Origin of the sequence: Leclercia sp. GLN_9 (assembly GCF_043105735.1) — a bacterium.
Classification (GTDB): Bacteria; Pseudomonadota; Gammaproteobacteria; order Enterobacterales; family Enterobacteriaceae; genus Enterobacter; species Enterobacter adecarboxylatus.
The window spans coordinates 20,400-39,790 of the sequence record NZ_JBICLV010000028.1 but is presented as its reverse complement, the minus strand read 5'-3'; the positions used below and the strand labels follow the sequence as shown (position 1 = coordinate 39,790).

The following is a 19,391-nucleotide window of genomic DNA, read 5'->3' as shown; positions in this document are numbered from 1 at the left end:
GATGATTTATATTTCTGCCGTTGGCCTGATCAATGCCCTGGGCAACGCGCCCGATGAGATAGCCGCTAACCTGACGCGCGGCGTGGCCCCGGGCATGCGTCTGCGCAGCGGCTGGCTGCAGGGCCAGGATGCGGTGCTGGGCGGCGTCGATGGCGAGCTGCCTGCCATCCCGGATAGCGCGGCCCTGCATCGCTCGCGGAATAATCAGCTTCTGCTGGCGGCGCTGGCGCAGATCCAGCCTGTGGTCGATGAAGCCATTGCCCGTTATGGCCGCGACCGGGTGGCGGTGGTCATGGGCACCAGCACCTCGGGCCTGGACGAGGGCGACGAGCATGTGCGCCTGTCGATGAACGGCGAAACCAGCGTTAACTGGCGGTACGCGCAGCAGGAGCTGGGCGATCCGTCGCGCTTTCTGGCCAACTGGCTGAATCTGGACGGCCCGGCTTATACCCTCTCTACCGCCTGCTCCTCCAGCGCGCGGGCGATCATCAGCGGGCGTCGGCTGATTGAGGCCGGGCTGGTGGATATCGCCCTGGTCGGCGGCGCAGATACGCTGAGCCGGATGCCGGTGAATGGCTTTAGCAGCCTTGAATCGCTCTCCACCACCCTGTGCGAGCCGTTTGGCCGTGATCGTCGGGGGATCACCATTGGCGAAGCGGCGGCACTGATAGTGCTGACCCGCGAGCCGCAGCCGGTGGCGCTGCTGGGAACTGGCGAGTCGAGCGATGCGTACCATATTTCTGCCCCACACCCTCAGGGCGAAGGAGCCATCAACGCCATTAACCAGGCGCTGAACGCCGCGGGATTAAAACCGGACGATGTGGGTTACATCAACCTGCACGGTACGGCGACGCCGCTCAATGACCAGATTGAGTCGCAGGTGGTGCATGACCTGTTTGGCGAGGCCGTGCCCTGCAGCTCAACCAAACACCTGACCGGCCACACGCTGGGTGCCGCAGGGATCACCGAAGCCGCACTAAGCTGGCTGATCCTGACCCATGATTTGCCGCTGCCCGCTCAGGATTTCAGCCGCTATGCGCCCGATCCTACCCTCGCCGCCTGCGGTGTGCTGCATAAGCCCACCGCGCTGAAAAAAGCGGTGATCCTGTCCAATTCCTTCGCCTTTGGCGGCAATAACGCCAGCATCCTGCTGGGGAGAGTGTCATGAGTTATTTATCCCCCACCGACTACCTGCCTCACGATGCGCCTATGCTGCTGCTGGCGTCGGTAGAGAGCGTGACCGATGAGTCTGCCGTCTGCCGCGTCACGGTCAATTCACAGGGCGTGCTGGCACCGTTCCTGAACGCCGCGGGCGATCTGCCGGGATGGTATGCCCTTGAACTGATGGCCCAGACGGTTGGCGTCTGGTCAGGCTGGCATCGCCAGCAGCAGGGGCAGGAAAATCTGTCGCTCGGCATGGTGCTCGGGGCGCGGGAGCTGGTGTGTGCGGCAGGGATCTTCCCGGCCAACAGCGACTTAACGGTCACCGTCACCCTGCTGATGCAGGATGAACGCTTTAGCAGCTTCGAGTGTGCGATCACTGCCGATAACGTTACGCTGGCAACCGGGCGGGTGAATACCTTCCAGCCCGGCAAAGAGGAATTGGCATCACTTTTTAAGCAGGGGGTAAGTCAATGAGTCGTTCCGTTCTGGTCACCGGCGCCAGCAAAGGCATTGGCCGGGCCATCGCCCTTAAACTGGCCGCTGACGGATTTACGCTCGGGGTGCACTACCACCGCGACGCCGCAGGGGCACAGGACACCCTGAACGCCATCGAACAGGCGGGCGGCAACGGGCGTTTGCTCTCGTTTGACGTGGGTAACCGCGCCCAGTGCCGCGAGGTGCTGGAGCAGGATATGGAAGTGAACGGCCCCTGGTATGGCGTGGTCAGTAACGCCGGGATCGCACGGGATGGTGCCTTTCCGGCGCTCAGTGAAGAGGACTGGGACAGCGTGATCCACACCAACCTCGACAGCTTTTACAACGTTATTCACCCCTGCATCATGCCGATGATTGGCACCCGCAAGGGCGGCCGCATTATCACCCTGTCATCCGTTTCCGGGGTGATGGGCAACCGGGGCCAGGTGAACTATAGCGCGGCCAAGGCAGGCATTATCGGTGCCACCAAAGCGCTGGCGATTGAGCTGGCAAAGCGCAACATCACCGTCAACTGCATTGCGCCTGGGCTGATTGATACCGGCATGATCGAGATGGAAGAGGCCGCGCTGAAAGAGGCCATGGCCATCATCCCCATGAAAAGGATGGGTCAGGCAGACGAGGTGGCCGGGCTGGCCAGCTATCTGATGTCGGATATTGCGGGGTATGTGACACGTCAGGTCATTTCCATTAATGGAGGAATGCTATGACGCGCCGCGTGGTGATTACCGGTATGGGCGGCGTCACCGCCTTCGGTGAAGACTGGCAGTCGGTTTCTGCCCGCTTACTGCAATATAAAAACGCGGTACGTAAGATGCCGGAGTGGACGGTCTATGAGGGGCTACACACCCTGCTGGGCGCGCCGATCGACGATTTTACTCTGCCGGATCACTATACCCGCAAGCGTATCCGCGCCATGGGCCGCGTGTCGTTGTTGTCGACCCGCGCTACCGAACTGGCGCTAACGCAGGCGGGGCTGATTGACGATCCGGTTCTGACCCAGGGCGAAACCGGCATTGCCTATGGCTCGTCCACTGGCAGCACCGGGCCGGTCAGCGAGTTTGCCACCATGCTCACCGAGAAACACACCAACAACATCACTGGCACGACTTATGTGCAGATGATGCCGCACACCACGGCAGTAAATACCGGTCTGTTCTTCGGGCTGCGTGGCCGGGTGATCCCGACGTCCAGCGCCTGTACGTCCGGCAGCCAGGCGATTGGCTATGCGTGGGAAGCGATTCGCCACGGCTATCAGACGGTGATGGTGGCGGGCGGCGCAGAGGAGCTGTGCCCATCAGAAGCGGCGGTATTCGATACCCTGTTCGCCACCAGCCAGCGTAACGACGCCCCGGAGGCCACGCCGTCACCCTTCGATATCCAGCGCGACGGGCTGGTAATTGGCGAAGGGGCCGGGACGTTGATCCTGGAGGAGCTGGAACATGCGAAGGCGCGCGGGGCGACGATTTACGGGGAAATTGTCGGCTTCGCCACCAACTGCGACGCAGCGCATATCACCCAGCCGCAGCGGGAGACGATGCAAATCTGTATGGAGAAGTCGCTGAAAATAGCCGGGCTAAAGCCGCAGGACATTGGCTACATTTCGGCGCACGGCACCGCCACCGACCGGGGTGATATTGCCGAAAGCCAGGCCACCGCCGCGGTGTTTGGCGACAGCGTTCCCGTCTCATCACTGAAGAGCTATTTCGGCCATACGCTGGGTGCCTGCGGTGCGCTGGAGGCATGGATGAGCCTGGAGATGATGCGCGAGGGGTGGTTCGTGCCGACCATCAATTTAAGACAACCGGATGAGCAATGCGGCGCATTAGATTATATTATGGGAAAAGTCCGTCATATTGACTGCGAATATCTACAAAGCAACAACTTCGCGTTCGGCGGCATTAATACTTCTCTTATCATTAAACGCTGGGCGTGACTATGTACCAGTTCCTGCTGGGAAAAATTTCTACCCTCAGCGCTGACCCTCTGGCGTCAGCGCTGGCCGAACAGGCGCCCCAAGGCGCGCGCCGCCTCCCCTGGCTGGCCGGGCGAACCCTGCTCGCCCGGGCGTTATCGCCCGCCCCTGTGCCGGAAATCATCTTCGGAGAGCAGGGAAAACCGGCCTTCGTCGATGGGTATCCGTACTGGTTTAACCTGAGCCACAGCGGAGATGATATTGCCCTGCTGTTAAGCGATGAGGGCGAAGTGGGCTGCGACATCGAAGTGATCCGCCCCCGGGATAACTGGCAAGCGCTGGCCAATGCCGTCTTTAGCCTCGCAGAGCATGCGGAGCTGGAACGGGAGGAGCCAGAGGTCAAACTGGCAGCCTTCTGGCGCATCTGGACACGCAAGGAAGCGATTGTTAAACAGCGCGGCGGCAGTGCCTGGCAGATTGTCAGCGTCGACAGCACTTTTACCTCTGCGCTGAGCGTCAGCCACGTCCAGCACGGCTCGCTGAGCCTTGCAGTCTGTACCCCCACCCCCTTCACCCTGCGCCACGACGCGCTTCAGGTGCTGTAACGCATAACTGCTACGCTTAATGGTCTGACTTTGCTATCAACATGGAGCAGACCATGAAAATCGATCTTACCGGGAAAGTGGCGTTAGTGACCGCCTCAACGGGCGGTATTGGCTTTGCCATCGCCAGAGGACTGGCGGAAAGCGGCGCTGAAGTGATTGTTAACGGACGCAGCATCGACTCGGTCAACCGGGGAATTCAAAAGCTCCAGCAGGTGATACCCGGCGTGAAGGTACGGGCGGCGATCGCCGATCTCAGCACCGCTGATGGCGTGGATGCCCTGCTGAAGGTTGCCTCTGGCGTCGATATCCTCGTGAATAACGCCGGGATTTACGGACCAAAGGATTTTTACGCTACCGATGACGAGACCTGGAATAACTACTGGCAAACTAACGTGATGTCCGGGGTGCGGCTATCGCGCGCCCTGCTGCCTGGCATGGTGCAAAAAGGCTGGGGCCGGGTGGTGTTTATCTCCTCGGAGTCGGCCTGCAATATTCCGGCAGACATGATCCACTATGGGGTAACCAAAACAGCCCAACTGTCGCTGGCGCGCGGGCTGGCAAAATTTGCCGCGGGTAGCGGCGTCACCGTAAACAGCGTTTTGCCAGGCCCGACGATGTCGGACGGCTTTGCGGAGATGATGAAAGACGAGCAGGAAAAAACCGGCAAATCGCTGGAGTCGCTGGCGAAAGAGTTCGTTATGGCTAACCGCCCAAGTTCGGTCATTCAGCGGGCCGCCACGGTAGAAGAGGTGGCGAACATGGTGGTCTATGTCTGTTCACAGCAGGCGTCTGCCACCTCCGGCGCAGCGCTGCGCGTCGATGGCGGCGTGGTGGACGATATTATCTAGCCATGCCGATGGCCGCCCGCCTGCAGGCGGGTGGCATCTGACGCTAAAGCAGGTAAACTGATGGACAGAATATGTATTTAAGCTAAGACCCGGTTATGACCAATATGATTGCCGATGAGGCAGTAGCAAAATCCAGCGTACTTTCGGTGTTCGACTTCGACGGCACGCTGACGCATCACGACAGCTTTATCCCTTTCTTACGCTTTGCGTTCGGTAAACGCTACTTTGCCGGACGGCTGGTACGGATGGCCTTGCCCACCCTGCACTGCGTGCGCCGTAAGCTGACCCGTGATGAGCTGAAAGAGGTGCTGATCAGAACCTTCCTGACCGGCGTGGATGAGCACTGGCTGCGTCAGCAGGCAGAGCTGTTCTGCGAGAAATACTGGGACAAACTGATGCGTCCGCAGGGCGTATTGGCGGTGGCTGCGGAAGTGAACTCCGGTGCAGAGGTGACGATCTGTTCGGCATCGCCGGCGCTGGTATTGCAGCCCTGGGCCGACAAGCTCGGCATTAAGCTTATCGGCACCCAGCTGGAAGTGAAAAACGGCAAACTGACCGGGCGGATCACCGGCCATAACTGTCGCTGTGCGCAGAAAGTGGCCCGCCTGGAGCACGTGTACGGCAGCCTGACCAACTACCATGTGCGCGCCTGGGGTGATACCCGCGGCGATCACGAGCTGCTGGCTGCCGCGCAGGATCCGCACTGGCGGCATTTCCACCCGCCTCGCGCGCGCCGCAATTCGCCCCTCAAGCCGTAAAATAAACCGGGTGGCGACTTCGCCTTACCCGGTTTATGAAGAGTGCAGGCCCGGCCAGCGCAGCGCCGCCGGGCAATGCTTCTCAGACTTCCCGTTTCCCTGGGAACAGCAGGCTCGCCACAATCCCCGCCGCCAGCACGCCCAGCACCACTAACAGACTCGCGGTGGCACCAATGCCATAGCCGTGATGCCAGAAGTGATCCGTGGCGTTCAGTCCGAGCTTAAAGGCCACAAAGAACAGCAGCGCGATCACCGCTTTCTCCAGATGCACCAGATACTGCTTCAGCGCCTCCAGCACGAAATAGAGAGTACGCAGGCCGAGGATCGCGAACATCATAGCGCTGTAGATAATCAGCGGCTCGCGGCTGACGGCGATGATCGCCGGCACCGAGTCAAAGGCGAACATCACGTCTGACAGCTCCACCACTGCCACGCAGAGCAGCAGCGGCGTGGCATAGCGCTTCGCCTTCTTCACCCGCCCCACCATCACATCCTCGTTCTCCGGTTTGGCAAGCTCGGCATCGACCTCTTTCTGGCTCAGCAGGAAGGCATTGCCGGTGATTTTCGGCCAGATGGGATAGAAGCGTTTAACCGCGCGATAGGCCAGATGCTGGGAGTAATCCTCGATCTCGTCCTGCTCTTCGCCGCGCTTAAGCATCATCACCGCCGTCCAGGCCACAATCAGGGCAAAGACCACCTCGACGTACGGCCCGAGGCTCAGCAGGCTGGTACCGATGGCAACGAAGATCCCACGGAAGACGATAGCGCCAATCACCCCCCAGTAGAGTACCCGGTGACGATACTGATCCGGCACGCCGAACCAGGCGAAGATCGCCATCATCACGAACAGGTTATCGACGGAGAGCACCTCCTCCAGCGCGTAACCGGTGAGGAACAGGCTCGCCACTTCGGCACCGTGATGAACGTACAGGAACCCGGCGAACGCCATCGCCATCATCACCCAGAAGATTGACCAGAGCGAGGCGCTTTTCAGTGAAATGGGTTTGTCATGCCGATGCATAAAGAGGTCGATAAACATCGCCCCCACCGCCATGACCACGAATACAACAACGGTTTCCGTCGGGAAACCGAGATGAGCAGATGACATACACAACCCTTTTTGAAGACAAAATACAAACCATGCAGACTGGCAGAGCCAGTAAAGAAAAAGGGGGGACCGTTAACAGCCTTCTCCCCTTAAGAAGTAAACCGGCGCAGGATCTCCCTGCGCCGGATGGACTATTTTAACGCACATTTACGCGGTTCAGCATGCCCGGTCAGTTTTTATTCTTTGGCCGCCAGCGCCTCTGCGCAGGCCCATGCGCTGGCCCACGCCCACTGGAAATTGTAGCCGCCCAGCCAGCCGGTCACGTCTACCACCTCACCGATAAAATAGAGCCCCGGCACGTGGCGGGCCTCCATGGTGCGCGAGGAGAGTTCGTTGGTGTCGACGCCGCCAAGGGTCACTTCCGCGGTGCGATACCCTTCGGTGCCGTTCGGCTGCACGCGCCAGGCGGTTAAGGTCTCAACCAGCGCCTGCTGGTCCCGGCTGTTGAGCTGCTTCAGCGACACGTCGGGAATTTGCCCCAGCAGTTGCAGGCACTCCACCAGCCGCTTCGGCAGCTGCATGGCTAAGGTGTTTTTCAGGCTCTGGTTAGGGTGTGCCGCGCGCTGTTCATCAAGGAAGCTCGCCAGATCGCAGTCCGGTACTAAATTGATGGTGACGAACTCCCCCGGCTGCCAGTAGCTGGAAATTTGCAGCACTGCCGGGCCGGAAAGACCACGGTGGGTGAAGAGCAGGTTCTCACGGAATACGGTGCCGTCTTCAGCAGTGATGACCGAAGGCACCGAGACGCCGGAGAGGGTTTGCAGTTGCTCCAGCAAAGGCTTATGCAGAGTGAAGGGCACCAGACCGGCACGGGTCGGGAGGACCTTCAGGCCAAACTGTTCGGCAATTTTATAGCCAAACGGCGACGCGCCCAGCCCTGGCATTGAAAGCCCGCCGCTGGCGATCACCAGCTTTTCCGCACTTACCGTTTCGCCATTCAGCTGCAAGGTGTAGCCCGCGTCATCGCGTGCCACTTCCAGGACTTCGCTGCGCAGACGCAAGGTAACCTGACCTTTTTCGCACTCTGCCACCAGCATATCGACGATCTGTTGCGCCGAATCGTCGCAAAACAGCTGGCCCAGGGTTTTCTCATGCCAGGCGATACCGTGCTTACCGACCAGGTCAATAAAGTCCCACTGGGTGTAGCGGGCAAGAGCAGATTTGCAAAAATGACGGTTCTGGCTCAAATAGGCCGCGGGTTCGATATAAAGATTAGTAAAATTGCAGCGACCCCCGCCAGACATCAGGATCTTACGCCCAGGTTTTTTTCCGTTATCGAGAAGCAGAACCCGGCGTCCTGCCTGTCCAGCCATCGCCGCACAGAATAAACCCGCCGCACCTGCGCCGATAATGATGGCATCATACTTTTCCACGTCTCGATCCTCCTGGTTTTGAGGGCGCGAATTGTAAAGTTTCCTCAAGAAGCGTGCCAGAGCAAATATGCGCGATCTCGTTCATTTAATTGAAATTTAAAAAATAATTCTTTTGTTGCTACGCTTATGTCAGTAGGCAAATCAAAAAAAGTCTATATTTCACTTTGCCCGTTGCGCATTTGTCCTGGATAATGCGCCGCGTTCATGTCCTCAAGATGGCGTAACGTCCTATGCTACATTTGTTTGCCGGCCTGGATTTCCATACCGGGCTTTTACTCTTGCTTGCTCTGGCCTTTGTATTGTTCTACGAAGCGATTAACGGCTTCCATGACACTGCGAACGCAGTCGCAACCGTTATCTACACTCGTGCTTTACGATCGCAAGTTGCGGTTGTGATGGCCGCGGTGTTTAACTTCTTTGGTGTCCTTCTGGGAGGTCTGAGCGTAGCCTACGCCATTGTGCATATGCTGCCAACGGATCTGCTACTCAATGTCAGTTCCGGCCATGGCCTCGCCATGGTGTTCTCGTTGCTGTTTGCTGCAATTATCTGGAACCTCGGTACCTGGTATTTCGGCCTGCCAGCATCCAGTTCTCACACGCTGATCGGCGCCATCATCGGTATTGGTTTAACCAATGCGCTGATGACCGGTACGTCTGTGGTGGACGCGCTGAATATTCCTAAAGTTCTGGGGATCTTCGGTTCACTGATTATTTCTCCGATTGTCGGTCTGGTTGTAGCAGGGGGTTTGATTTTCCTGCTGCGTCGTTACTGGAGCGGCACCAAAAAACGTGCCCGTATCCACCTGACGCCAGCCGAGCGTGAAAAGAAAGACGGTAAGAAAAAGCCGCCATTCTGGACGCGTATTGCCCTGATCATCTCTGCTATCGGCGTGGCCTTCTCTCATGGCGCGAACGACGGCCAGAAAGGGATTGGTCTGGTCATGCTGGTCCTGATCGGCGTGGCACCTGCGGGCTTCGTGGTAAATATGAATGCTACCGGTTACGAAATTACCCGTACCCGCGATGCAATCAACAACGTCGAAACCTATTTCCAGCAGCGTCCTGATCTGCTGAAAAAAGCTACCGGCGTTGATCAGCTGATCCCTTCTCCAGAAGCAGGCGCGACTGAACCGGCGCAGTTCCACTGCCATCCGGCCAATGCGATCAACGCACTGGAGCGGGCGAAAGGCATGCTGACCGATGTCGAAAGCTACGAAAAGCTCACACCTGAGCAGCGTGGCCAGATGCGTCGCATCATGCTGTGCATCTCTGACGTGACCGAGAAAGTATCCAAACTGCCTGAAGTTTCTGCTGACGACCAACGTCTGCTGAAGAAACTGAAAGTCGATATGCTGAATACCATCGAGTACGCACCGATCTGGATCATCATGGCGGTCGCACTGGCGCTGGGTCTGGGTACGATGATTGGCTGGCGTCGTGTGGCAACCACCATCGGCGAGAAGATCGGTAAGAAAGGCATGACCTATGCTCAGGGGATGTCTGCTCAGATAACGGCAGCCGTCTCTATCGGTCTGGCCAGCTACACCGGTATGCCGGTATCCACTACCCACGTTCTCTCCTCCTCCGTGGCGGGTACCATGCTGGTTGATGGCGGTGGTCTGCAACGCAAAACCGTCACCAGCATTCTGATGGCCTGGGTGTTTACCCTGCCAGCCTCCATTCTGCTGTCTGGCGGTCTTTACTGGATCTCCCTGCAATTCCTGTAATCGCAGGCAGATAACGCGAAAAGCGGGTCAGGTCACTGGCCCGCTTTTTTTTGCCTGCAATTTGAGCCGATGCCATTGTAAGCATCAGGAAAGTCTGAACATTTTTTGTTCATCGCGTTTATAGGGGAATTAGTACCATATCGGGTGCGATTAATTATCATGCAAAGGAGAATGTATGGCTTCTGTGCCTACCCCTGGCCCTGGCTCAATCATCATCGCTAACAATATGCGCGAAGCGCGTCGACACGGAATGTCGCGCAATATGGCGACGGCTTCGACCTATTACTGGTTTTATCAAAAAGTCAGAAATGGTGGACCATGGGATTACAAAAAATTCGATCCTTACTATGCAGCATTTGGCAATTTCAATTTCGGTGCCGCCGGTACAGCTGCAGGTATCCCTGCAAACATCCTGCTAATGGGTGCAGGCTGGGCTCAGGGCCGTGCGGGTACATCGAAACCTGGATGGGGGAAATGGTATGAAAAACCCCCTTACGGTGATGATCCTACAGACCAGCGCAATATCAAGGAAGGAATAGAATATGCCATTCAGAACGGCTATTAAATGGCTCCACCGGGCCGCCACGCTGGCGCTATTTATTGTGGTTATCGGTTTTGTATGGCTGGACTCCGCGCCAGATCCGCGAAAGGATGACGAGCTACAGCGGAGTTACAAATTATCTGACAGCCTTTGGCTCTATATGACCGTTAACGATAAAGGGGGCGCAACGGTACCTGTGCTCTACCGTTACTATCTCTCCAGGGAGATACCCGGGCAAAGCAGGGACATCATACGGGAACTCGCGACACGGACGCCTGTTCTGGAAGGAACAGGTACTATCACAGATGCCAGGATAGGCAGTAACGGCGAGGTCAGCATCTCCTACAGCGGGAAGGTATTTTCCGTGCAGAAAGATATCTCTAACCTTCGGTTTACGGTTTCACCCTGATGGGTGGCAAAAGGAAGGCGAGCTATACCCGCCTTCCTTTGCGCTCAATCGCGCTCAATGCCAGATGAGGAGAGCAATCATACTCACCACCACCAGGCCGCACAGCGCGCTGGTCAGAATGAACTGACGGCGCAGGCGTTCACAGCGGCGGATAAACTCATCGTCATGATGATCGCGATAGCGCTGGGCGTAGATATACCACACCAGGCGCATCTGTTTGCTGGGCTGCCCATGCGAGGTGAAGAAGCCTCCACCGTCGACATATTGATAAAGCAACGGATCGCAGCCACGAAGTACCACTAATAGCGCGCGTAAGGACGAGAAATAACGCGCCATATTCACGATGCAAACCACACATAACGCCCAAAATAATGCGACGGTGCTAATCATACTTCCTCCCCGGCGTCCGCCCACGAAGCAATGCTTCGGGACTACCGCACCCATGCCCTGACAGACGGTTCAGTGAAAGAGAGACTAAAAGCCGATCGGCTTCACATTTTAATATCCGAACGGCTTATTCAATAGTGTAGGAGATCCCCTAATTTTTTTGCCACAAGGTTAATCGTTATCAACACCAATGCTTGAAAATTTTGCTCAACTGGGCCGTAATGAAGGCAGGTAGACGACTGCTACACGCATTGGTCATCGATAACTTATGGAAGGAGTAACACTATGGCTTATAAACATATTCTTATCGCGGTTGACCTCTCCCCGGAGAGCAAGGTGCTGGTTGATAAAGCGGTATCCATGGCACGTCCTTACAATGCGAAAGTTTCATTAATTCACGTGGACGTTAATTACTCCGATCTCTATACCGGCCTGATTGACGTGAATCTGGGCGATATGCAGAAGCGTATCTCCGAAGAGACTCACCAGGCGCTGACCGAACTCTCCACCAACGCGGGCTATCCAATCACCGAAACCCTGAGCGGCAGCGGCGATCTGGGCCAGGTGCTGGTCGATGCGATTAAGAAATACGATATGGATCTGGTGGTGTGCGGTCATCATCAGGACTTCTGGAGCAAGCTGATGTCATCCGCGCGTCAGCTGATTAATACTGTGCATGTGGATATGTTGATTGTGCCGCTGCGCGACGAAGACGACGAGTAATGCAGAAGTGCCGGACGGCGCTACGCTTGCCCGGCCTGAGGTTTGTGCCCTCTCCTTATGGGAGAGGGTCCGGTTGAGGCATCAGACCGCCTCTTCCTCCGGCGTGCCGGAATAGATATCGAAACGGTGCCCTTTGGTCACCACCGCATTGGTCGTCGCGACTTCTGCCAGCGGCGGCGCATAATCAGGACGTTTCACCACTACCCGCTTCGTTGCCAGCCGTCGGGCAGGCTCCAGAAGACCATCTGCGTCCAAATCCGGCCCCACCAGCGACTGAAACACGCGCATCTCTTTCTTCACCAGGGCGCTTTTCTGCTTATGCGGGAACATCGGGTCGAGATAGACCACCTGTGGACGCGGCGTGATATCCGTCAGTGCCGTCAGGCTCGACGCGTGGATTAGCTGTAACCGCTCCTGCAACCAGCCGCCGATTTCCGGGTCGGCATAGCCGCGGGCCAGACCATCATCCAGCAGGGCGGCAACCACCGGATTGCGCTCCAGCATTCGTACCCGGCAGCCCACCGACGCCAGCACAAAGGCATCGCGTCCTAGCCCGGCGGTGGCATCCACCACGTCCGGCAGATAGCTGCCTTTGATGCCGACCGCTTTAGCGACCGCTTCACCGCGCCCGCCGCCGAACTTACGCCGGTGCGCCATCGCCCCGCCGACAAAATCGACAAAAATGCCGCCGAGTTTAGGTTCGTCGCACTTGCGCAGCTCCAGATGGTCCGGGGTCATCACCAGCGCCATCAGGTTATCCGCATCGTGCTCCAGTCCCCAGCGGGCGGCAAGAACAGATAAGGCGCCGTCTCCGGCGCCTGTTTCATCTACTAAGCGAATCTTCACGAATCCACTAACCCTTGATCCCGTAATGCTCCAGCATCGCGTCCAGCTGCGGCTCGCGACCACGGAAGCGTTTGAACAGCTCCATTGGCTCTTCGGAGCCGCCGCGGGTCAGGATGTTATCGAGGAAAGACTGGCCGGTTTCGCGATTGAAAATGCCCTCTTCTTCGAAACGGGAGTACGCGTCTGCCGCCAGCACATCGGCCCACAGGTAGCTGTAGTAACCCGCCGCATAACCGCCGGCAAAGATATGGCTGAACGCGTGCGGGAAGCGACCCCAGGCCGGGCCTGGAATAAGGGCAACCTGCTTTTTGATCTCCGCCAGGGTTTCGAGGACCTTCGCCCCCTGCTCCGGGCTGAACTCGGCATGCAGACGGAAATCGAACAGGCCGAACTCCAGCTGGCGCAGGATAAACATCGCCGCCTGGTAGTTTTTCGCTTCCAGCATCTTATCCAGCAGCGCTTTTGGCAGCGGCTCGCCGGTCTCGTAGTGGCCGGAGATAAACGCCAGCGCGTCCGGCTCCCAGCACCAGTTTTCCATAAACTGGCTCGGCAGTTCGACCGCATCCCACGGCACGCCGCTGATACCCGCCACGCCCGCCGCTTCGATACGGGTCAGCATATGGTGCAGACCGTGACCGAACTCGTGGAACAGGGTGATCACTTCGTCATGGGTAAAGAGCGCAGGTTTGCCGTTTACCGGACGGTTAAAGTTACAGGTCAGGTATGCCACCGGCTTTTGCAGCGAGCCGTCGGCTTTACGCATCTGGCCTACACAGTCGTCCATCCATGCCCCACCGCGTTTGTTTTCACGGGCATAGAGATCCAGATAGAAGCTGCCGCGCAGCTCATTTTGGTCGTCGTACAGCTCGAAGAAACGCACGTCGTCGTGCCACACTTCCACGTCGTGGCGCTCTTTGGCAGTGATGCCATAGATGCGTTTCACCACTTCGAACAGGCCGTTAACGGCTTTGTTTTCCGGGAAGTACGGGCGCAGCTGCTCATCGCTGATGCTGTAAAGATGCTGCTTCTGTTTCTCGCTGTAGTACGCGATATCCCATGGCTGCAGCTCATCAACGCCGAACTCTGCTTTTGCAAAGGCGCGCAGTTGGGCCAGCTCTTTCTCACCCTGAGGACGGGCGCGTTTGGCCAGATCGGTTAAGAAATCCAGCACCTGCTGTGGATTTTCGGCCATTTTGGTGGCGAGGGATTTATCCGCATAGCTGTCAAAGCCCAGCAACTGTGCCAGCTCGTGACGCAGGGCGAGGATTTCGGCCATCACCGGGGTGTTGTCCCATTTACCGGCATTCGGACCTTGATCGGAGGCGCGGGTGCTGTAGGCGCGATACATCTCTTCGCGCAGGGCCTGGTTGTCGCAGTAGGTCATCACCGGCAGATAGCTCGGGATATCCAGGGTCAGCAGGTAGCCTTCCTGCTCTTTCGCCTCGGCCTGAGCTTTGGCTGCCGCCAGAGCACTCTCCGGCATACCTGCCAGATCCGCTTCGTCGGTAATCAGCTTCGTCCAGCCCATGGTGGCATCCAGCACGTTGTTGCTGTACTGATTCCCCAGCTCGGACAGGCGCGTCGCGATTTCGCCGTAGCGCTGCTGTTTGTCTTTCGCAAGGCCAATGCCCGACAGTTCAAAATCACGCAGGGCGTTATCGACAGCCTTTTTCTGCGCGATGTCCAGCGTCGCATAGTTATCGCCATCACGCAGGTCGCGGTACGCTTTGTACAGCCCCTCGTGCTGCCCAACCCAGGTACTGTATTCCGACAGCAGCGGCAGGGTTTGTTCGTAGGCTTCACGCAGTTCCGGGCTGTTTTTCACTGAGTTCAGGTGGCTGACCGGGGAGAAGATGCGGCCAAGCACATCATCCACTTCCGCCAGCGGCTGACACAGGTTTTCCCAGGTATAAGGGGCACCCTGCGCAACCACGCTCTCGACGACGGTACGGCAATCGTCCAGTGCTTTGGTGACAGCGGGGACAACATGTTCAGGCAGAATAGAGGAAAACGGTGGCAACGAAAAAGGCGTCAGTAATGGGTTGGTCATAAGCACTGTCCTGTTAAATGAGTGAATGAAGCGCGCATCCTGCGCGAGCATATTGTTTCCAGGATGGGGTTAAGTGTAGTGAATTTCAATGGCTGAGGTGACAGAAAAACGCCCGGTGGCGCTGCGCTTTCCGGGCCTGCGGGTAATCTGTGCCTTTCTGCTGTAAACTGTGGCCAATCGCCATTATCGGAACACATTTACCCATGCTCAGTTATCGCCACAGCTTTCACGCGGGCAACCACGCCGACGTTCTTAAACATACCGTTCAGAGCCTGATTATCGAGGCGCTCAAAGAGAAAGATAAGCCGTTTCTCTACCTGGACACCCATGCTGGCGCGGGCCGCTATCAGCTGAGCGGTGCACACGCCGAGCGCACCGGGGAATACCTCGAGGGCATCGCCCGTGTCTGGCAGCAGGACGACCTGCCAGCCGAGCTTGAACCCTACATCAGCGTGATTAACCACTTCAACCGTGGCGGCCAGCTACGTTACTACCCTGGTTCTCCACTGATTGCCCGTCAGCTGCTGCGCGAGCAGGACAGCATTCAGCTGACCGAACTGCACCCGAGCGACTACCCGCTGCTGCGTTCTGAATTCCAGAAAGACAGCCGCGCACGCGTGGAAAAATCGGACGGCTACCAGCAGCTTAAAGCGAAGCTCCCGCCGGTATCCCGTCGCGGCCTGGTACTGATCGACCCGCCGTATGAGATCAAAAGCGACTATCAGGCGGTTGTCGCGGGCATTCACGAAGGGTACAAACGCTTTGCCACGGGTACCTATGCTCTGTGGTATCCGGTGGTGCTGCGTTCGCAAATCAAACGCATGATCAAAGATCTGGAAGCAACCGGCATCCGTAAGATCCTGCAAATTGAACTGGCCGTACGCCCGGACAGCGACCAGCGCGGCATGACCGCCTCCGGCATGATTGTGATTAACCCACCGTGGAAGCTGGAAGCGCAGATGAACAACGTTCTGCCGTGGCTGCATAAAACGCTGGTGCCAGCCGGTACTGGCCACGCCACCGTCAGTTGGATCGTGCCTGAGTAATCGCAGTCATCGATGGAAACTATTGATTTCAGGTATACAATCGCGGCAATTAACGATTAAGGATAAGACCATGACTAAGCATTATGATTACATCGCGATCGGCGGCGGCAGCGGCGGCATCGCCTCGATTAACCGTGCGGCCATGTATGGCCAGAAGTGCGCACTGATTGAAGCAAAAGACCTCGGCGGCACCTGCGTCAACGTCGGTTGTGTACCGAAAAAAGTGATGTGGCATGCAGCGCAGATCCGTGAGGCCATCCATCTCTATGGCCCGGATTATGGTTTTGACACCACTATCAATAACTTCGACTGGGATCGCCTGATCGCCAGCCGCACTGCGTATATTGACCGAATCCACACCTCCTACGACAACGTGCTGGGTAAGAACAACGTCGATGTGATCCGTGGCTTCGCCCGTTTTGTTGATGCGAAAACCATTGAAGTGAATGGCGAGACGATCACTGCGGATCATATCCTGATCGCGACCGGCGGTCGTCCGAGCCATCCGGCGATCCCGGGTGCGGAATACGGTATCGACTCCGACGGTTTCTTTGAGCTGCCTGCCCTGCCGAAACGCGTTGCCGTTGTGGGCGCGGGTTATATCGCTGTAGAACTCGCTGGCGTGATTAACGGCCTGGGCGCGGAAGCGCATCTGTTTGTGCGTAAACACGCCCCGCTGCGCAGCTTCGACCCGCTGATCGTCGATACGCTGGTCGAAGTGATGAACGCTGAAGGCCCACATCTGCACACGGAAGCCATTCCGAAAGCGGTCGTGAAGAACGCCGACGGCAGCCTGACCCTGGAGCTGGAAGATGGTCGCAGCCAGACCGTTGATTGCCTGATCTGGGCCATTGGTCGTGAACCCGCAAACGACAACTTCAACCTGTCCGTTACAGGCGTGGAAACCAATGAGAAGGGCTATATCGTTGTCGATAAGTTCCAGAACACCAGCGTGCCGGGCATTTATGCCGTGGGCGATAACACCGGTGCCGTTGAGCTGACCCCAGTGGCGGTGGCCGCAGGTCGTCGTCTCTCCGAACGTCTGTTTAACAACAAGCCGGACGAGCATCTGGACTACAGCAATATCCCGACCGTGGTCTTCAGCCACCCGCCAATCGGCACCGTCGGTTTAACCGAACCGCAGGCGCGCGAGCAGTATGGCGACGATCAGGTGAAGGTATATAAATCTGCCTTCACCGCCATGTATACCGCCGTCACCGCTCACCGTCAGCCGTGCCGCATGAAGTTAGTCTGCGTCGGCCCGGAAGAGAAGATTGTCGGCATTCACGGTATTGGCTTCGGTATGGATGAGATCCTGCAGGGCTTCGCCGTGGCGCTGAAAATGGGTGCCACCAAGAAAGACTTTGATAACACCGTGGCGATCCACCCAACCGCGGCAGAAGAGTTTGTGACCATGCGTTAATACGCCTTGCCACTCGCGATGTTGCGCTTATAAAGACCGGTCCTCAGTGGCCGGTTTTTTTATGTTTCATTGCCAGAAATCTCGCGGCTGCTGGCCACGCTGTACAAACGGTAACAAAATTCCCCAGAAACGACGGCAGACCTGGCTAATCTTAATAAGTGTTAAGCGCTTACCTGGATCGATTAATTAAGATTAGAGAATAGACAATGCAAGTGAAGATCAACGCAAAAAGCCTGGCGAAATTCCATCTCATACTTGCCCTTGTCTGGGCGATGTTAACCATACCTACGCTCCTGTGGTGGAAAAACAGTATCCTCTGGGTCTCGCTGATGAGTATTTATGCCATCGTGGTTTCGCACCTGGCGGCCTATAGCGCGGCCCATGCGGAAAAAGCGGCCAACAACGCCCTGAATCAAAGCGAAGAGACCAAGCAAAAAACCGAGAAAATAGCTGCCGATCCACACCAGGCGCACTGATGGTGCCCGGCCGGTGTCAGGCAAACACAATCTGCCCGACGCCGGTACACCCTTCAAAAATAAACATTCTGCGCGGCATATCTAACAGCCGCATTCCCGCCACCTGACAACGCCGTAAGCGGATCGGCTGCGTAACCACGCTATTCGAGAAAAAGACATTCCGCATATCGCAATTGTCGAAAACAAGCCCATCGATATAACAACGGTTAATCAATAAACTGCTGAACTGAATATTACGGAATACACTTAGCTTCAGATTACAGCGGAATATAATGGCTTTGTTCTCTCCTTCACAAATATCCAGCCGCGTAAAATGGCGGCTTTCCAGCAGCCCCTGCAGTTCTGTTATAGTGGATTTATCGTCAGCTGGCTTTGTAAAAGAAAAAGGCGTAACGCCCTGACGCTTCGCGTTAAGGTTCATAAGGATTCCTGTTTGAGGTTGTCATCGGAAGCGATGACGACGGCGTGGAATGCCTTAATGACTTATTTGCGCGTAGCAAAACAATATCGATTTTGGACAATTATTTGCAGAGTTAGCCTACGAAATAAAAGTTCGAAGACACAGCGTTATTAATCAAAAATATAATTAATTTCACTTAGGTGATATTTATGTCAAAAAGCAATAACAAGAACGCTATTCTGGTTCTGGAATCCCCGTGGAAACTGGACGATCATGATGCTCACCGCTCGTCGGTATTGCCGTTTGTGCAGGGGATCGCAAAGATGCATGGTAATACCGAGGTTTACTGCCTGAACTTCTACAATAAAAGCAGCTTTGATTTAGCGCTGGAGTGCCTGTGTCGGCAGAAGTTTGACAACACTATCGTTTATGTTGCGGCGCATGGCAGCAAAACCCATATTGGGGATGTTTCTCTGAAGCATATTCTTTACCGGATTAATGAAAATTCCCGCAAATTTAACATCAAGGGATTAATGCTGGGTTCCTGCTTTGCAGGAAGCAAAACTCATCTGCTGGAGGCCCTCACCGAGGACAGCAAGCTGACGTGGTGCGCGGCATACTCTTCATCCTGCTACTGGCTGCCGGGGACAATGCTTGACTGCGCGCTTATTCATAGCGCCCTCAACATTCAGGACGCGGCGTATAAAACGCATGAAGAGATGCAGGAGGCCTTTGCTGAAGCCGTTGCGCCTTTCGCCCCAAATGGCATCATCGGTACTGACAGTGAAGATCAATCCGTGGCGCTGTCCGACTCATTGCAAATCGTGATTCAGCCAGAAGGGAGAGGTTTCCGCGCCCGTCTCTCATCTGAAGACATTTTTGAACGTGCTGAAGGTCATCGCTATAGTGAAGAAGGCGCCTTCTGATTCATACTCTGTTGCAAAGCGAATGATCCGAATTTTAGATCGCCGACAAACTGCTGGATTGGCTGTTTATTGCCTGTAATAACAGCAACATGCCACTAGCAGTGGCCGTTTTTCACTGGCGGAAAAGTGTGATCTACCGCACATATACCTCTTCACAGACCGAAGCGAATGTCT

Annotated in this window: 21 protein-coding genes; 15 read left to right on the top strand and 6 right to left on the bottom strand. The window is 56.5% G+C overall.

What is annotated here, in order from left to right; genetic code table 11:
- Nucleotide 1 precedes the first annotated feature (1 nt).
- The 7 genes from ACF8PE_RS18905 to ACF8PE_RS18875 all read left to right on the top strand — a co-directional run bounded on the left by ACF8PE_RS18905 (nt 2) and on the right by ACF8PE_RS18875 (nt 5,782).
- Nucleotides 2-1,168 carry a beta-ketoacyl-[acyl-carrier-protein] synthase family protein gene (locus ACF8PE_RS18905; protein WP_392495172.1) on the top strand — a complete coding sequence of 389 codons (1,167 nt, stop codon included), beginning with the start codon at nt 2-4 and terminating at the stop codon, nt 1,166-1,168.
- The gene (locus ACF8PE_RS18900; protein ID WP_130588118.1) at nt 1,165-1,638 is read left to right on the top strand and encodes a 3-hydroxy-fatty acyl-ACP dehydratase; all 474 of its coding nucleotides are present in this window, start codon (nt 1,165-1,167) and stop codon (nt 1,636-1,638) included. The genes ACF8PE_RS18905 and ACF8PE_RS18900 overlap by 4 nt, the downstream gene beginning before the upstream one ends.
- Nucleotides 1,635-2,366 (top strand): 3-ketoacyl-ACP reductase FabG2, encoded by a 732-nt coding sequence (locus tag ACF8PE_RS18895; protein WP_151586673.1) that lies wholly within the window; start codon nt 1,635-1,637, stop codon nt 2,364-2,366. The genes ACF8PE_RS18900 and ACF8PE_RS18895 overlap by 4 nt, the downstream gene beginning before the upstream one ends.
- Nucleotides 2,363-3,592 (top strand): beta-ketoacyl-ACP synthase, encoded by a 1,230-nt coding sequence (locus ACF8PE_RS18890; protein ID WP_163604107.1) that lies wholly within the window; start codon nt 2,363-2,365, stop codon nt 3,590-3,592. The genes ACF8PE_RS18895 and ACF8PE_RS18890 overlap by 4 nt, the downstream gene beginning before the upstream one ends.
- Before the next feature lie 2 nt (nt 3,593-3,594).
- A complete protein-coding gene (gene acpT / locus ACF8PE_RS18885) occupies nt 3,595-4,176 on the top strand; it encodes a 4'-phosphopantetheinyl transferase AcpT (protein ID WP_163604108.1) in 582 nt (193 codons plus the stop codon).
- Between the two features lie 53 nt (nt 4,177-4,229).
- Nucleotides 4,230-5,024 (top strand): SDR family NAD(P)-dependent oxidoreductase, encoded by a 795-nt coding sequence (locus ACF8PE_RS18880; protein ID WP_032615014.1) that lies wholly within the window; start codon nt 4,230-4,232, stop codon nt 5,022-5,024.
- Nucleotides 5,025-5,119: 95 nt separating this feature from the next.
- The gene (locus ACF8PE_RS18875) at nt 5,120-5,782 is read left to right on the top strand and encodes an HAD family hydrolase (RefSeq protein ID WP_072250917.1); all 663 of its coding nucleotides are present in this window, start codon (nt 5,120-5,122) and stop codon (nt 5,780-5,782) included.
- A gap of 82 nt (nt 5,783-5,864) precedes the next feature.
- Here the strand turns inward: ACF8PE_RS18875 and ACF8PE_RS18870 are convergent, their stop codons facing one another.
- Nucleotides 5,865-6,890 carry a TerC/Alx family metal homeostasis membrane protein gene (locus tag ACF8PE_RS18870; RefSeq protein WP_392495171.1) on the bottom strand — a complete coding sequence of 342 codons (1,026 nt, stop codon included), beginning with the start codon at nt 6,888-6,890 and terminating at the stop codon, nt 5,865-5,867.
- Nucleotides 6,891-7,066: 176 nt separating this feature from the next.
- Nucleotides 7,067-8,263, bottom strand: a complete 1,197-nt coding sequence (locus ACF8PE_RS18865) for an NAD(P)/FAD-dependent oxidoreductase (protein WP_032615018.1) — start codon at nt 8,261-8,263, stop codon at nt 7,067-7,069.
- A gap of 230 nt (nt 8,264-8,493) precedes the next feature.
- Here ACF8PE_RS18865 and pitA point away from each other — a divergent pair, with 230 nt between their 5' ends.
- From pitA to ACF8PE_RS18850, 3 genes are all read left to right on the top strand, one after another.
- Nucleotides 8,494-9,990, top strand: a complete 1,497-nt coding sequence (gene pitA / locus ACF8PE_RS18860; protein ID WP_392495170.1) for an inorganic phosphate transporter PitA — start codon at nt 8,494-8,496, stop codon at nt 9,988-9,990.
- Nucleotides 9,991-10,165: 175 nt separating this feature from the next.
- Complete coding sequence (locus tag ACF8PE_RS18855; RefSeq protein ID WP_032615022.1) at nt 10,166-10,555, top strand: polymorphic toxin type 44 domain-containing protein; 390 nt, start codon at nt 10,166-10,168, stop codon at nt 10,553-10,555.
- Nucleotides 10,533-10,940: a hypothetical protein gene (locus ACF8PE_RS18850; protein ID WP_032615025.1), complete on the top strand. Its 408-nt coding sequence runs from the start codon at nt 10,533-10,535 to the stop codon at nt 10,938-10,940. The genes ACF8PE_RS18855 and ACF8PE_RS18850 overlap by 23 nt, the downstream gene beginning before the upstream one ends.
- A 54-nt stretch (nt 10,941-10,994) precedes the next feature.
- Here the strand turns inward: ACF8PE_RS18850 and uspB are convergent, their stop codons facing one another.
- Entirely contained in the window at nt 10,995-11,330 is a 336-nt protein-coding gene (uspB, locus tag ACF8PE_RS18845) for a universal stress protein UspB (protein ID WP_032615027.1), read from the bottom strand.
- A 282-nt stretch (nt 11,331-11,612) separates the two neighbouring features.
- On the opposite strand from uspB, the gene uspA reads away from it, so the two are divergent.
- Nucleotides 11,613-12,050, top strand: a complete 438-nt coding sequence (gene uspA / locus ACF8PE_RS18840) for a universal stress protein UspA (protein ID WP_032615029.1) — start codon at nt 11,613-11,615, stop codon at nt 12,048-12,050.
- 81 nt (nt 12,051-12,131) lie between these two features.
- On the opposite strand, the gene rsmJ is transcribed toward uspA, so the two are convergent.
- Both rsmJ and prlC read right to left on the bottom strand, forming a co-directional pair.
- Nucleotides 12,132-12,896: a 16S rRNA (guanine(1516)-N(2))-methyltransferase RsmJ gene (rsmJ, locus tag ACF8PE_RS18835; RefSeq protein ID WP_032615031.1), complete on the bottom strand. Its 765-nt coding sequence runs from the start codon at nt 12,894-12,896 to the stop codon at nt 12,132-12,134.
- A 7-nt stretch (nt 12,897-12,903) separates the two neighbouring features.
- Nucleotides 12,904-14,946: an oligopeptidase A gene (gene prlC, locus ACF8PE_RS18830; protein ID WP_392495169.1), complete on the bottom strand. Its 2,043-nt coding sequence runs from the start codon at nt 14,944-14,946 to the stop codon at nt 12,904-12,906.
- A 203-nt stretch (nt 14,947-15,149) separates the two neighbouring features.
- Between prlC and ACF8PE_RS18825 the strand changes: the two genes are divergently transcribed.
- The 3 genes from ACF8PE_RS18825 to ACF8PE_RS18815 all read left to right on the top strand — a co-directional run bounded on the left by ACF8PE_RS18825 (nt 15,150) and on the right by ACF8PE_RS18815 (nt 17,891).
- On the top strand, nt 15,150-15,992 hold the full coding sequence (locus ACF8PE_RS18825; RefSeq protein ID WP_032615033.1) for a 23S rRNA (adenine(2030)-N(6))-methyltransferase RlmJ: 843 nt from the start codon (nt 15,150-15,152) through the stop codon (nt 15,990-15,992).
- Nucleotides 15,993-16,062: 70 nt separating this feature from the next.
- The gene (gene gorA / locus ACF8PE_RS18820; RefSeq protein ID WP_032615035.1) at nt 16,063-17,415 is read left to right on the top strand and encodes a glutathione-disulfide reductase; all 1,353 of its coding nucleotides are present in this window, start codon (nt 16,063-16,065) and stop codon (nt 17,413-17,415) included.
- Between the two features lie 206 nt (nt 17,416-17,621).
- Nucleotides 17,622-17,891: a hypothetical protein gene (locus tag ACF8PE_RS18815; RefSeq protein WP_051916084.1), complete on the top strand. Its 270-nt coding sequence runs from the start codon at nt 17,622-17,624 to the stop codon at nt 17,889-17,891.
- A gap of 16 nt (nt 17,892-17,907) precedes the next feature.
- Here ACF8PE_RS18815 and ACF8PE_RS18810 read toward each other — a convergent pair whose 3' ends face one another.
- Complete coding sequence (locus ACF8PE_RS18810; RefSeq protein WP_148569946.1) at nt 17,908-18,312, bottom strand: hypothetical protein; 405 nt, start codon at nt 18,310-18,312, stop codon at nt 17,908-17,910.
- 188 nt (nt 18,313-18,500) lie between these two features.
- On the opposite strand from ACF8PE_RS18810, the gene ACF8PE_RS18805 reads away from it, so the two are divergent.
- A complete protein-coding gene (locus tag ACF8PE_RS18805; protein WP_336995206.1) occupies nt 18,501-19,217 on the top strand; it encodes a hypothetical protein in 717 nt (238 codons plus the stop codon).
- Nucleotides 19,218-19,391 lie beyond the last annotated feature (174 nt).